The 13,811-nt window shown below is 40.1% G+C and carries 11 protein-coding genes and 2 pseudogenes; 5 read left to right on the top strand and 8 right to left on the bottom strand.

The genetic code is table 11. The annotated features are described in order from the left end of the window. Positions 1-11: 11 nt before the first annotated feature. Together IPK31_01165 and IPK31_01160 are read right to left on the bottom strand one after the other, a co-directional pair. Positions 12-1,741: pseudogene (locus IPK31_01165) on the bottom strand (M14 family metallopeptidase). A 117-nt stretch (positions 1,742-1,858) separates the two neighbouring features. Beyond that, entirely contained in the window at positions 1,859-2,113 is a 255-nt protein-coding gene (locus IPK31_01160; protein ID MBK8086691.1) for a 30S ribosomal protein S20, read from the bottom strand. 437 nt (positions 2,114-2,550) lie between these two features. Here IPK31_01160 and IPK31_01155 point away from each other — a divergent pair. The 3 genes and pseudogenes from IPK31_01155 (at position 2,551) to IPK31_01145 (ending at position 7,882) form a co-directional block, all read left to right on the top strand. Beyond that, a pseudogene (locus tag IPK31_01155) lies at positions 2,551-5,320 on the top strand (2-oxoglutarate dehydrogenase E1 component). A gap of 52 nt (positions 5,321-5,372) precedes the next feature. Continuing rightward, the gene (gene odhB, locus IPK31_01150; GenBank protein MBK8086690.1) at positions 5,373-6,599 is read left to right on the top strand and encodes a 2-oxoglutarate dehydrogenase complex dihydrolipoyllysine-residue succinyltransferase; all 1,227 of its coding nucleotides are present in this window, start codon (positions 5,373-5,375) and stop codon (positions 6,597-6,599) included. Between the two features lie 98 nt (positions 6,600-6,697). After that, complete coding sequence (locus tag IPK31_01145; protein ID MBK8086689.1) at positions 6,698-7,882, top strand: Fmu (Sun) domain-containing protein; 1,185 nt, start codon at positions 6,698-6,700, stop codon at positions 7,880-7,882. A gap of 128 nt (positions 7,883-8,010) precedes the next feature. Here IPK31_01145 and IPK31_01140 read toward each other — a convergent pair whose 3' ends face one another. From IPK31_01140 to mnmA, 4 genes are read right to left on the bottom strand one after another with little or no spacing between them, the layout of a single operon-like run. Beyond that, positions 8,011-8,148: a hypothetical protein gene (locus IPK31_01140; GenBank protein ID MBK8086688.1), complete on the bottom strand. Its 138-nt coding sequence runs from the start codon at positions 8,146-8,148 to the stop codon at positions 8,011-8,013. Beyond that, complete coding sequence (locus IPK31_01135) at positions 8,145-9,989, bottom strand: S8 family serine peptidase (protein ID MBK8086687.1); 1,845 nt, start codon at positions 9,987-9,989, stop codon at positions 8,145-8,147. The genes IPK31_01140 and IPK31_01135 overlap by 4 nt, the downstream gene beginning before the upstream one ends. Positions 9,990-10,017: 28 nt before the next feature. After that, the gene (locus IPK31_01130; GenBank protein MBK8086686.1) at positions 10,018-10,605 is read right to left on the bottom strand and encodes a hypothetical protein; all 588 of its coding nucleotides are present in this window, start codon (positions 10,603-10,605) and stop codon (positions 10,018-10,020) included. 20 nt (positions 10,606-10,625) lie between these two features. Further along, complete coding sequence (gene mnmA, locus IPK31_01125) at positions 10,626-11,741, bottom strand: tRNA 2-thiouridine(34) synthase MnmA (protein ID MBK8086685.1); 1,116 nt, start codon at positions 11,739-11,741, stop codon at positions 10,626-10,628. A gap of 158 nt (positions 11,742-11,899) precedes the next feature. On the opposite strand from mnmA, the gene IPK31_01120 reads away from it, so the two are divergent. Next, a complete protein-coding gene (locus IPK31_01120) occupies positions 11,900-12,325 on the top strand; it encodes a single-stranded DNA-binding protein (protein ID MBK8086684.1) in 426 nt (141 codons plus the stop codon). A gap of 68 nt (positions 12,326-12,393) precedes the next feature. Here IPK31_01120 and IPK31_01115 read toward each other — a convergent pair whose 3' ends face one another. Next, positions 12,394-12,804, bottom strand: a complete 411-nt coding sequence (locus tag IPK31_01115) for a Dabb family protein (GenBank protein ID MBK8086683.1) — start codon at positions 12,802-12,804, stop codon at positions 12,394-12,396. A gap of 33 nt (positions 12,805-12,837) precedes the next feature. Beyond that, positions 12,838-13,527 carry a DNA repair protein RadC gene (radC, locus tag IPK31_01110; protein ID MBK8086682.1) on the bottom strand — a complete coding sequence of 230 codons (690 nt, stop codon included), beginning with the start codon at positions 13,525-13,527 and terminating at the stop codon, positions 12,838-12,840. A gap of 54 nt (positions 13,528-13,581) precedes the next feature. Here radC and IPK31_01105 point away from each other — a divergent pair, with 54 nt between their 5' ends. Then, positions 13,582-13,794 (top strand): hypothetical protein, encoded by a 213-nt coding sequence (locus tag IPK31_01105; protein ID MBK8086681.1) that lies wholly within the window; start codon positions 13,582-13,584, stop codon positions 13,792-13,794. The last annotated feature ends 17 nt before the right edge of the window (positions 13,795-13,811 follow it).

The following is a 13,811-nucleotide window of genomic DNA, read 5'->3' as shown; positions in this document are numbered from 1 at the left end:
TGTCAAAAATATTATAAAACCCTATATACCGGGTACATCATATGCACCGGTTCATAATAAGTGGAGTTCTGAAATACAAAATTCAATTGTGCTGCGCCGCTTTTGGCAAAAGCTGTATCAGTTGCCCTGCGCTGTTCCAGTTTTTCTTTTACAGCCGGGTTTTGTTTTAAATATTCTTCTGCTGTTTCTTCAAACACATAACTGCTGTATCCTTCTTTCTGTCCAAGAATGGCATCGAAAAAGTTCCAGGCAAAATAACTGTCATCACCTGTCGGCTCCAGTACTTCCATTAAAAAGTGATTGCCTGCCTGGTTCATGGGTATCATCCAATCGCCTTTTCTGAATTTTATTTTCTGTACACTCTTACTTGTTTTTACTTCTGTGTTTATGTGGTGACCTTCATAAGCCCTTGCACTGCTTTTAAAATCTTCAATACGGTACACTTCCACTTCAATGGCTGTATCTGTTTTAAATTGCCTCATGGAAATCTTATTGGCTTTCAGCAGTTCAATTACTTTCTGCCACCCCTGCGGAATAATATAAGCAGTTGGCTTTTCAATGAAAGCTTTTGGCTGAAAGGAGTTGTAAAACTTCACCTGCTTTACAAATGGTTTATTACGGTCGTAATACAAACGGGGAGTCCGGATACATTGCTGGGTTTTCTACCTGCTTCATAACCTTTGAAAGTAATTTCAGAAACCTTTGTTTTGTCAACCGTAAATCCAAAGGGGAACTTTTGCTGTGTTAACTGATCTTTTTGCTGCTGTTCTCTTACCTGCTTAATTGCTTTTTGATTGGCTGTTGCAAACTCAATAAATGTTTCCATCAGTTTGTATGTTGCATCAACACGCTGTGCATAAGGTTTCAGCATATGCGTTTCAGGAACAAATGCAAATACATTCCATGCCGATGCATAACCGCTGCTGTAACGTGGTCCGTCCCAGTAAGCACTCCATCCGGTTTCAGGACTGTCGCCAAAATTATTTACATAAGGAATCAGGTCAATGCCTTTTTGTTTCATACCGGCATACACAGCAGGTTCCATTGTTTTATTAATGTATTCACCCATCACTCCACCCAGTTTATTATGCTGGGTGGTAAGCAGGGTCATTACATGCTGGTAATCGGCACCATTGCTTACATGATTGTCGATTAAAATATCAGGCTTTACATACTGAAAAATTTCAGTAAAGCTTTTTGCTTCTTTTGAATCACTCTTAATAAAGTCACGGTTGAGATCAAAATTTTGTGAGTTGCCACGGAAACCTTTTTCTGTTGGCCCGTTCTGATCAATACGGTAATTAACAGAGCGGTTTAAACTCCCGCCAATATTATAGACCGGAATAATAGCAAGCACAACATTGGCAGGCAGTTGCTTTTTTCCTGTTACAATATCTTTCACCAGTCCAATGCTTGCATCAATGCCATCCGGTTCGCCGGGATGAATGCCATTGTTGATGAGCAGAACAATTTTATTCTTTTGCTGCCATTGCTGCGGGTTGAAGGTTTTATCACTGCTCACCAATACAAGATGCAATGGTTCATTGGCATCGGTTGGCCCCATGGTAAGCATGGTTACAAGAGGAGAGAATTTATCTAACTGTTTGTATGCCTGGATTGCTTCCCAATAAGTAACGGACTCTTTTCCTTTTGATGTTTCGTAACGTGTTACCGGAACCTGCGCAGTTGAAGATTGGATGAGTGAAAAAAAGCAAAGGATTGCAGCGATAGCTCTTATCATGTAAAAATGTTTTGGAATCGCTAAAATAAAGGAAATGGCTGCAAAGCAGATACCGGCAAAATAAAAAAAGCCGCCTCATGGAGGCGGCTTTTAACTATTTTCAAATAGCTTCTGTGATTAAGCTATTGCGTTCACTTTCTTTGTAAGCTTGCTCTTCAAGTTTGCAGCTTTGTTCTTGTGAATGATACCACGCTTAGCGAGTTTATCAATCATAGATGCAACAGCCGGTAATTGTTCGCCTGCTTCTTTTCCTTCTTTAATCGCCTGAAGATCACGGATTGCATTACGGGTTGTTTTGCCGTAATAACGGTTGTGGTCTCTGCGGGTTGCACTCTGACGAACATCTTTTTTGGTAGCCTTATGATTTGCCATATCTTAATTTTTCGGACGGCAAAGGTAGGGGAAAAGTTGAGAAATTTTCTATCGGATTTGAGTTTTTTTTGAGCATTTGTACACATCTCAGGGCCATATTTCAGAAAAAAGGGTGTTTTGAGGGGCATTCTTCCCAGGTTTCAATGAGCGGTTAGCTGTAAAGATAATCATCAACCGCTGTCAGAGCCGGTCAATTGGCAGGAAATAAGCCTGTTTTTGCCATCAGCTTTACCGGCACCAGCGTATACGTTCTTGGTTTGTTTCATGATGGGTTTCGTTGCCACTTAGGATGATGGTTGAAGAGAGGTCTTTTTTATTTTGGAAATCTTTTAATGAATCGTTGATAATTCATTGAAATGATGGATGAAGCTGCTTTTCCTTTGAGTAAAACAACCGATATTTGCCACTCTTTCTTAACGACCGCCAACCAACAATAAATGAAAGATTTTCAATACATCACAGGTTCTCATCCTCAATACATCGAGAGTCTGTACAATGATTTTGTGAAGGACCCAAACAGTGTTGATCCTGAAATGAAAAAATTCTTTGAGGGATTTGACTTTGCTGTTTCTTCTGTTAAGCAAAATGGCACTTCGACTACGCTCAGTGCTGCAAGTAATGCTTCGACTTCGCTCAGCAATCCGCCTTCAGGTATAGACTGGATGAGAGAGATCATGGCCTACCGCATGATTCTTGGTTACCGCAACAAAGGTCATCTGCTGGCCAAAACAAATCCTATCCGAAAACGAAAAGACCGTGGTGCCAATATTGAACTGGCTTTTTACGGATTTTCAGAAGCTGATCTCGATAAAGAATTTCATGCCGGTCAGTTGATCGGACTCGGTACAACTACATTAAGAAATATTCAAACCTATTTAGAGAACTGTTATGCTTCTCATGTTGGTATTGAATTCAAATACATCAGTGACCAGAAGAAAGTTGATTTTCTCACCAATGCAATGGAGAAAGAATTTCAAACCCCATTGTCGCTGAAAAAGAAAACGCATCCTGGAGAAATTAAACCAGGGTGTTATATTTGAAAAATTCCTTCACACAAAATATGTTGGGCAAAAACGTTTTTCATTAGAAGGTGGTGAAACAACCATTGCGGCACTGGATGCAATCATTAATACCGCTGCAGATAATGATGTGCATGAAGTGGTTATTGGTATGGCACATCGTGGAAGGTTGAATATACTGGCTAATATCATGGGTAAAACCTATGCTCAGATCTTCAGTGAGTTTGAAGGAACTGCCAAGCTTGATCAAACAATGGGAAGCGGTGATGTAAAATATCACATGGGTTATGGAAGTGAAGTAGAAACATTAGAAGGTAAAACGGTACATCTGAAATTAATGCCCAATCCTTCACATCTTGAAGCCGTTGATCCGGTAGTGGTTGGTTTCAGCAGGGCCAAGGCCGATATCATGTATCACAGTAATTATGATAAAATTCTTCCCATATTAATTCATGGTGATGCATCGGTAGCAGGACAGGGTGTTGTGTATGAAGTATTGCAGATGAGTTATCTCAAAGGATATTATACCGGTGGAACGATTCATTTTGTAATTAATAACCAGATTGGTTTTACTACTGATTTTAATGATGCAAGAAGTGCTGATTACTGTACTTCACTTGCTGCAATGGTACAGGCACCTGTTATGCATGTGAATGGTGACGATGCAGAAGCAGTTGTAAAATGTGTGGAGATTGCAACACGGTACCGCCAGGAATTTAACAGCGATGTATTTATTGATATGGTTTGTTACCGTAAGCACGGACATAATGAAGGTGATGATCCCAAGTTTACACAGCCACATTTGTATGCACTGATTGAAAAGCATCCTAACCCGAGAGAAGTATATACCAATTATTTGCTGGAGAATGGCGAACCCGATGCAAAAGAGCTTGCAAAGGAAATGGAGAAAAAATTCTGGAGCGATTTGCAGGAACGCCTTGATGAAGTAAAACAAAACCCTCTTCCTTATCATTACCAGGCACCTGAGCTGGCATGGAAAAGTTTACGCAGGGCAACAGCTGATGATTTTATTCAGTCGCCCCGAACCGCCATCAGTGAAAGCGATTTTGATAAAGTATTTCAGTCAATCATGAAATGGCCTGCTGATTTTAAGCCATTGAAGAAAGTAGAGAAAATCATTTCCGATAAAATAAAATTATACAACGACGAAAAAAAGATTGACTGGGCAACGGGTGAACTGATGGCCTATGCAAGTCTTTTGCTTGATGGAAAAGATGTACGTATGAGCGGGCAGGATGTTCGCCGTGGTACATTCTCTCACCGTCATGCAATATTGCGTGATGAAGAAAACGATAAAGCATACAACCGCTTAAATCATATTGAAGGTGCAACAGGTCATTTCAGAATTTATAATTCATTACTGAGTGAATATGGTGTGCTTGGTTTTGAATATGGTTATGCGATGGCCAATCCCAATGCATTGGTGTTATGGGAAGCACAGTTTGGCGATTTTTGTAACGGGGCACAAACAATGATTGATCAGTTTATTGCAGCCGGTGAACAGAAGTGGAACCGTATGAATGGTGTAACAATGTTGTTGCCGCATGGGTATGAAGGTCAGGGTCCTGAACACAGCAGTGCAAGAATGGAACGCTTCTTACAAATGTGTGCTGAATTAAATTTAGTGATCACCAACATTACAACTTCATCAAATTTCTTTCATGCATTGCGCCGTCAAATTGCATGGCCTTTCCGTAAACCATTGATCAACTTTGCACCAAAAGCAAATCTCCGCCATGCAGGAACTTATTCATTGAAAGAAGAATTCTTAACCGGTGGATTTAAGGAAGTGCTCGATGATCCAACGAATCCAGATACAGCACAGGTAAAGAAAGTATTCTTCTGCAGTGGTAAAATGTATTTTGATCTGGCTGAACGAAAGCAAAAAGAAAACAGAACAGATATTGCCATTGTCCGGTTGGAGCAGATTTATCCATTGCCTTATCAGCAACTGGAAAACCTGTATCACAAATACAACAAAGCAACCTGGTTCTGGGTACAGGAAGAACCGCAGAATATGGGTGCTGCATGGTTTCTGCAAATGAACCTGAAGAATTTCAACTTTGGTGTTATCAGCAGGCAGGCTTCCGCATCAACTGCAACAGGGTATAATAAAGTGCATCAGCAGGAGCAGGGCGAAATTATTGATACAGCATTCAGTATTTAAATTGCATTTATAAATTCAGCAAATCTTATTCAGAAATAGAAACAGGATTATTATGATTGATATAAAAGTTCCCGTAGTAGGAGAGTCCATCAGTGAAGTAACCTTATTAAAATGGACAAAGGCCGATGGTGCATGGGTTGAAAGAGATGAAGTGATTGCAGAACTGGAAAGTGAAAAAGCAACCTTTGAAATCAACGCAGAAAAAGCAGGCATTTTAAAACAAGGCGCAGCAGAAGGTGATACCATTAACATCGGTGATGTTGTTTGCCAGATTGATGAAACTGCTGCAAAGCCGGAAGGTGCTCCTGCAGTTGAAGAAAAGAAAGAAACGGCTGCATCTGCTTCCAAACCGGAAACATCAGCTGCTCCTGTTACTGCTGTTCCAAATGATATCAAAGCATCACCTGTTGCTGCAGCAATTATTGCTGACAAAAAAGTTGATCCGCAATCCATCACGCCATCAGGAAGTGGCGGAAAAATTATGAAAGATGATGTGTTACAGGCAATATCTAATCCCGGAAAAATTCAATTCAAAGGAGCTGAAATCAACAGCCGCAATGTGCGCAGGGAAAAAATGAGTAACCTGCGTAAAACCATCAGCAGAAGATTGGTGGAGAGCAAGAATACAACGGCCATGTTAACTACTTTCAATGAAGTGGATATGGGCCGAATCATGGAAATACGTACAAAGTATAAGGACAAGTTTAAAGAACTGCATGGCGTTAATCTTGGTTTCATGAGTTTCTTTACAAAAGCATGTGCCATTGCTTTAAGTGAATGGCCTTCCGTAAATGCATACATTGATGCAGAAGAACTGATCTATCATGATTATGCTGATATTTCCATTGCTGTATCAACACCACGTGGTTTAACAGTTCCTGTTATCCGTAATGTGGAAAGCCTGAGTATGGCTGATGTAGAAAAGAAAGTAGTTGAGCTTGCAGGAAAAGCAAGAGATAATAAATTAACAATGGAAGAATTAACTGGTGGTACGTTCACCATTACCAATGGTGGAGTCTTTGGTTCTTTGATGAGCACACCGATTATTAATCTGCCGCAGAGTGCTATCCTGGGTATGCATAAAATTCAGGAACGGCCAATGGCTGTAAACGGGCAGGTAGTTGTTCGCCCCATGATGTATTTAGCATTAAGTTATGATCACAGAATAATTGATGGAAGAGAGAGTGTGAGCTTTTTAGTGAGAGTAAAAGAACTGCTGGAAAACCCTGAACTGTTACTCTTTGGAAAAGATCCGGTAAAAACTCTGCTGGAACTTTAATTTATTTCTTATTGCAAATATTTTTAAAAGAGCGTTCCGAAAGGAATGCTCTTTTAATTTAAAGCACAGTACATTATTTATTCCTTTCCTTTGCAGACATGAGCAGGTATCATTCATATATTAATTCATCTAAAGAAATCCTGTTGGCTTATACCGGCGGCGAACCTTTGGCTACTTATCTCAAAAAACATTTTGGTGCCAATAAGAAATTCGGAAGTAAAGACCGTAAACAGATCGCCCATCTTTGCTATAGTTTTTTTCGCTTGGGAAAAGCATTTGCATCAGTTGCTGTGGAAGAAAAAATTCTGATTGCTGTTTTTCTCTGCTCAACAGAATCAAATAATGTACTTGCAAACCTGAAGCCTGAATGGAATGAGAAAGTAAACCTCAGTGTTGAAGAGAAATTGTCATTGATCAATTATCCTTTCGATCATACTCAGCTGTTTCCTTTTGCTGCAGAGCTGAGCGATGGGATTGATGTAAACACTTTTGCTGAAAGTCATTTCATGCAGCCAGCTCTTTTTTTACGAATCAGGCCGGGACAAAAGGAAAAAGTAATCAGCAAATTAAAAGCTGCAGCTCTTTCTTTTGAATTAATTGGTGAAAGCTGTATTGCATTACCCAATGCAACAAAGATTGAAGAAGTTATTCTGCTCGATAAAGAAGCGGTGGTACAGGATTACAGTTCGCAGCGAGTTGGCGAATTTCTCGACTTCGCTCGAAACTCTTTTCCCAATCCTTCGACTCCGCTCAGGATATGGGATTGCTGTGCAGCAAGTGGCGGAAAATCGATGATGGCTTATGACCTGATGCCAGGTATTGAATTAACTGTATCAGATATCCGCAATTCCATTCTTACAAATCTGCAAAACCGTTTTACTGAAGCTGGAATCAAAAAGTATAACAGCTTTGTTGCTGATTTGAGTGATTCATCATTTGTATCACATCACTCAGCTTATGATTTAATGATTGCTGATGTTCCCTGCAGCGGCTCAGGTACATGGGGAAGAACTCCGGAACAATTGCATTTTTTTAATTCAAAGAAAATTGAAGAATACGCATCACTTCAAAAAAAGATTGTAACGAATATTGCTCCTTACATCCGGGCAAACGGATACCTTTTATATATCACCTGTTCAGTATTTAAAAAAGAAAACGAAGAAATTATTTCTTTTGTGCAGGAGAATTTACAAATGGAACTTGTTGAAATGAGTGTATTAAAGGGGTATGATGTAAAAGCAGATACGATGTTTGCTGCTTTGTTGAAAAAGAAGGACTCTTAAGCTGTAAAATAATAGTTGAATGAATTTGCAAAACAATAGTGATGCAGTTGAAATGCTTAATTACTTATTATAAATAGAGAGTTGCTGTTTGGCCTCCCTCTCTTTTGGAGAGGGAACGAGGGTGAGGCCTACAGTTTCAGAAATTCTTTAGCGGCATATTTCTTTCCATCCTTTCTTATTACAAGAATATAATCTCCTTTGGCTAAACGGGCAACGGGAATTGTGTGAGTAATTGTGCCGCTTGGTTTGCTGTAATCCTGTTTCAATACGAGCTGCCCTGCCGGTTATATACCTGTATTGTAAGATTGGACATACTGTTCAGCTCAGCAAATTTCAATGACAATGTTGTTTGAACAGGATTGGGAAACAACTGAATTAAGTTCTGATCTGGATTGTTTGTTGAGCAAACTGATGTAAGAGAAATGGTTGCAGAGTCAATGGCATATTCATCGAATGTTGCGGTGCTTGTATCAATCACCTGTTTAATGCGGTAACTCACATTCCCTGCAGCACTGCTGGTGATCACATCTGACAGCTGATAAGTTTGATTGCTGAAAACTGTTCCTTTAGCTGCAACGGTTTTGATCTTTGTATAAGCTGTTTCACCGGGAAGTTTCCGTTCAATATCATAACGCATGGTTTTAATATCCTTGCTGCTCCAGCTGATGTTTGTTGTACAATTTGTAACCGATGCATTCATCGTTGAAAGATCCCCCAATAAAAAACCAACTGCTTTTTTCATATTGGGTAAACCATACCCGTATTGTACAGCAGGAGTTTCAAACCGATCACTGCTTTTGCGGAGTGTAGTGATGATCTTCCAGTTATTAAATTCAGGAAATAGTTGCCAGAGGCAGGTGGCAAGTCCGGCCATATTGGGGCCCGAAAAAGATGTGCCGCTGTTTGTTGAAGCTGTTCCACCAATGGATGATACGGTTGTGCCTGCACCCACAGAAACCACATCCGGTTTTATTTGTCCGTCACTTGTTGGTCCAAAGCTAGAGAATCCGGCAATCAATCCACTGCTGTTCACAGCACCTACACTTAACACACTGTCTCCATCTGCAGGAGCACCAATATATTTCCAGGGATCATCACCTTCATTTCCTGCGCTGTTCACTACCAGCATTCCTTTTTTTGCAGCCATGTCAGCCATACGTGTTATAACGGTTGTGTTACCATTCATATCAGCATAGCTGTGATTGAATGTTGCATTATCGAACGTAGTGTAACCAAGCGAACAGGAAATTACATCAACACCTGCACTGTCTGCATATTCTGCCGCAAGGGCCCAGTTGTATTCTTCAATGATCTGTTCTGTAGGTGCATCTTCTGTACGTAGCAAAAAATATTTGGCTTCAGGTGAACTGCCGATAAATACTCCCGGACGATAAGATGCTACAGTGGAAAAACATTGCATGCCGTGTGAGTCATCTTCATTAACGCTTGCATTGTTCTGTACAAAATCCCAGGTGCCGAGGAATTGGTTTCTTGCACGGGCACTGTCAAAAAACTGGTTGGTTTGGTAACCAAAGAAACCGGCATCCAAAAAAGCCATGATCATTCCCTGTCCTCTTGCGCCTATATTATGCAGAAATTCTCCCTTATGAATTTTTACCTGGTTTAGTGATGAGCCATAATTAAATGTATCAGCATAAATTTTTTCTACACGGTTAGGTGTAACAGCAGCAGGAGGTGCAGGTAATGCAGCAAATTTATCCGGGGTAATCGTATTGTTTTTTAGTAACGCAACAGATGTAAATGATTTTACAAACGGGAAAGAATTGATTTTTGCAATAGCTGCTGCATCACTTGTTTGAATGATTACTGCATTCAGCCATCTTGATCTGCCAAGTAAAGTAACTGTTCCTGCTTTAAGAACACTGTCAATATATCTTGAAATAACTGGAAGATCAGTACTGTCGATGTTAATACTGTATCTGGTTCTTCTTTCAACAGCACGAGCAGATAAATAAGCGGATGGATTATTTAATGTAAACGGAGTTTCGTTCTTTTCCTTAAAAAAAACAACATGTTTGGTTGACTGAGCTCTGCCATGCACCAGGAAAGAAAACATCAAACAAAACAAAAGAAATATTTTTTGCATGGTATTGATTGATGCAGCAAAATAAGATTTAATTTTTGTCGACTATCCACATCTTTACGGCAAAGCCTATACGTACAGGATCATACACAATGGTATCCCTGGGAGGAAATCCCGTTTTAACCGTTTTAGGGCGGGGCTGATTTTCCCATAACTCAAATTCCCTGTAAACAAGGCCAAGATTTCGTGCATATTTTTCCAGTGAAAATTCACGGGAAGCAAAGGAAGTATCTTTTATAATGGGATAGTTTTCTGATTCATCAATATGTTTGATGGTTGTTACACTGTCCATATCAACTGTTCCAATACGTTCAGTTCCGTCAATTGTTTCGTAAGTAAAATCCCATAAACTCATATTGCCATCAATGCTGATGGGGTAATCTGGATTGTAAGGCCGGTTGGGTAAGTAGGTATTCCCTTTCCAACTGAAGCCTTCTTTTGCAGGCAGCTGAATTTTAATAACCCGCAGGTTGTTTTCATTTACTTCAACCCGTTTATCAAGCGGGGTAACAATGTAAACGCCGCTCGTAACCCAAGGGCCAGAAGCTGATGAATCATTGATATAAGTTCTTACCCGCCAGGCTGCACGGCCAAGATTATCAGTTGTTTGAGCTTCCACAATATGTTTTATTCATTGTATCAGATAATGGGCTGACGCATGATAATTCCACCGCCAATCACATCATCACCTTCATAAAACACAGCACTCTGGCCGGGGGCAATACCTTTGGCATCTTCATAAAACCGGATGCTCACGGTTCCATCCTGGTTCGGAAACAGGTTGGATAATGTGCCTTTGTCTTTATACCTGATCTTGGTAACGGCTTCCATACCAGGTGTAAGCAGGTCATACTTCAGCAGGTTGATCTTGCCCACTTTCATTTCCATTTTGTTGAGGTCTTCTTCGTCGCCGAGAACAACGGTATTGGTTTCGGGAACAATTTCTGTTACAAAAACCGGTTTGCCGAAAGTAATGTCGAGCCCCTTTCTTTGTCCAATGGTATAGAAAGGATAGCCTTTATGCTGGCCAAGAATCTTTCCTGATTTATCAACAAAGTTTCCGCCATTCACTCTTTCTTCCAGTCCTTCCACTTTGCGTTTTAAGAAACCACGGTAATCATTATCGGGTACAAAACAGATTTCATAACTCTCTGCTTTTTTCGCCAGTTCAGGATAGCCATAATCAAATGCCATCTGCCTGATTTCTGTTTTGCGGTAGCCGCCTAATGGCAGTAATGTACGCTTCAGCAAATCCTGCTGTAACCCCCACAAAACATAACTCTGATCTTTTGTTTCATCTACACCTTTACTGATGAAGTACCGGCCATTTTCATGCTGATGAACTTTTGCATAATGCCCGGTGGCAATAAAATCACAGTTCATGGCATCGGCTCTTTTTAACAGGGCACGCCATTTAATATGCGTATTGCAAAGTACACAGGGGTTGGGTGTGCGGCCATTCAGATATTCTTCTACAAAATTCTCTACTACAAAATCGCCAAACTCATCCCTTATGTCAAGAATATAATGGGGAAACCCATGCTGTACAGCCGCTGCACGGGCATCATTAAAACTATCAAGGTTGCAACAGCCTGTTTCTTTCTTTCCCTGGGCGCCTGTTCCACTGCTGGCATAGTCCCATGTTTTCATGGTAATGCCCACCACTTCATATCCCTCATGATGTAACATGAGAGCCGTAACGGTACTGTCGATACCGCCACTCATTGCTACTAAAACTTTTCCTTTACGGCTCATGATTCATTGATTTGTTACTGGCCTTTTACAAAAAGGCAAGCTGCAAATTTAAGACAAATCGGCGGGTTAAAAATACCTTGATAAAGGATTAGAAATATTCAACCAAAAACCTGTATTTTGGCAGCTTAAATATTTTATTCAGCACTAAACACGAAATTATGATCAAGTTACAAGTCATTGGAAACCTCGGAAAGGATTGTGTGATGAACACAGTGAATGGAAAGAATGTGATGAATTTTACAGTTGCACATACTGAAAAGTTTAAAGACAGCAGCGGCGCACAACGTGAAAAAACAATTTGGGTTGATTGTGCTTACTGGAGCGACAGAACCGGTCTTGCTCCTTATCTTAAAAAAGGAACACAGGTTTATGTAGAAGGTGCTCCTGAAGTTCGAACTTACCAGACACAGGATGGTAAAAGCGGGGCTTCACTTTCATTAAGAGTACAAACAGTACAGTTATTAGGAAGCCGGCCTTCTGAAGGTGGCGGAGGCGGATATAGCTCAGGGACATCTTCATCAGCGCCTCAATCAATGAATGAGCCACCTGTTGCGAGTGATGTTGCAGATGATCTTCCGTTTTAATAATGATCAATTGATTCAGAGCCTCCCGGTTTACCGGGGGGCTTTTTTGTTTCAGGAAGATGATGTTATTATTTGTCTACAGAATCATACACAATCACTTTGCTCCATAAGTGTGAGTAGTCTGCAATAAATTTTAAATGGATAGGGTCGGTCTGGTAACTTGCCTGCTCTGCAGGGTTTTTAAATTCAACAAACCAGGATAAGGCATAACCTCTTTCAATTACATCCCTGTTTGTATCAGCAGGTTTACCTATATGAAACCTCTGAATGGTTTTCACTTCCGAAAGTTTTAAAAGGCCTTCTGCTAATTTATTGCTGTCTTCAATGCTCTCTGGATTTTTCAGCCAGAAATAAACATGATGGATAAAAATATTTTTCAATTGCCTGTTGGTTTGATTGTTTTTAAAAGAGGATAATCCTGTTATAGAAAAAAGCGCTATGCTTAGTTTGGAAAGAAAACTTCTGCGGTTTGATTGCATATAATATAGTTTACCTGTTTTCAAAATAATGCTTTACAATATTCCCTCATCAGCAAAACTGTAATAACCATCTTCACTTACAATAATATGATCAACAACGGTCATATCCAAAAGCATGGCTGCTTCTTTTATTTTTTTGGTTAAAACTTCATCAGCCCTGCTTGGTTGTAAACTTCCCGAGGGATGATTATGGCACAACACAATGTTTACAGCATTATGCTCCAGTGCTTTTTTCAGAATGATTCGTGGGTCAGCCACAGTTCCTGTAATGCCGCCTTCACTTACAATTTCAATATGATTTATTTTATTCGCCCTGTTCAAAAAAGCTACTGCAAATACTTCATGCTGTTTATCTTTTAACTGGGCCTGTAGGTAATGGGCAATATCTGCACTGTTTTTGACCACCTGTTTTTGTGATTCCGTTGCCTGTCTTCGCCTGCCTAATTCTAAAGCAGCTGCTATGGTTATAGCTCGTGCCTCACCAATTCCATCGGTTTTCATCAGTTCTTTTATACTGAGTTTTCCCAGTTCATTCAGGTTGTCTTTGGCACGGTTCAAAACCTCTTTGGCTACATCAACTGCCGATTTTGTTTTGGTACCTGATCCAATTAAAATTGCAATCAACTCAGAATTGCTGAGGGCTTCCGTTCCTTTACTCAGGAGCTTTTCTCTTGGTCTGTCGTCTTCAGCCCAGTCCTTTATACTTTTTCTATTTTCTTGCATGTTTCAAAATAATGCCTTATTTTCACTTTACCAATATCCCAAAACCACAACCCAATGAACCAAAACTATCAAACAATGGGAGGCTTCCTCCGTTCATCAGCACTATCATTACTTATTCTTGGCAACCTTCTTTTCTCTATTATTTTCCTGATGTCGCTTAGTGTTCACATTGTGAAACCTAAGGATAAGTCAGAATCGGTTTCAGATGCAAAGAAGGAGCAGTCCAAAACACAGAGCATTGTAACTCTGGCGAATATTCAGCAGTAAAAAAAATCTCCTGTTTA

The organism is Chitinophagaceae bacterium (assembly GCA_016713085.1).
In the GTDB taxonomy this organism is placed as follows: domain Bacteria; phylum Bacteroidota; class Bacteroidia; order Chitinophagales; family Chitinophagaceae; genus Lacibacter.
The sequence above is the reverse complement of the archived record's forward strand: the minus strand, read 5'-3'. Positions and strand labels throughout refer to the sequence as shown.

Coding starts and splice junctions, on each gene's coding strand:
- IPK31_01115 (MBK8086683.1), bottom strand. CDS start 12,804: ATGCAATCAAACCGCAGAAGTTTTCTTTCCAAACTAAGCATAGCGCTT.
- IPK31_01160 (MBK8086691.1), bottom strand. CDS start 2,113: ATGGCAAATCATAAGGCTACCAAAAAAGATGTTCGTCAGAGTGCAACC.
- IPK31_01120 (MBK8086684.1), top strand. CDS start 11,900: ATGATCAAGTTACAAGTCATTGGAAACCTCGGAAAGGATTGTGTGATG.
- IPK31_01145 (MBK8086689.1), top strand. CDS start 6,698: ATGAGCAGGTATCATTCATATATTAATTCATCTAAAGAAATCCTGTTG.
- IPK31_01135 (MBK8086687.1), bottom strand. CDS start 9,989: ATGCAAAAAATATTTCTTTTGTTTTGTTTGATGTTTTCTTTCCTGGTG.
- mnmA (MBK8086685.1), bottom strand. CDS start 11,741: ATGAGCCGTAAAGGAAAAGTTTTAGTAGCAATGAGTGGCGGTATCGAC.
- radC (MBK8086682.1), bottom strand. CDS start 13,527: ATGCAAGAAAATAGAAAAAGTATAAAGGACTGGGCTGAAGACGACAGA.
- IPK31_01105 (MBK8086681.1), top strand. CDS start 13,582: ATGAACCAAAACTATCAAACAATGGGAGGCTTCCTCCGTTCATCAGCA.
- odhB (MBK8086690.1), top strand. CDS start 5,373: ATGATTGATATAAAAGTTCCCGTAGTAGGAGAGTCCATCAGTGAAGTA.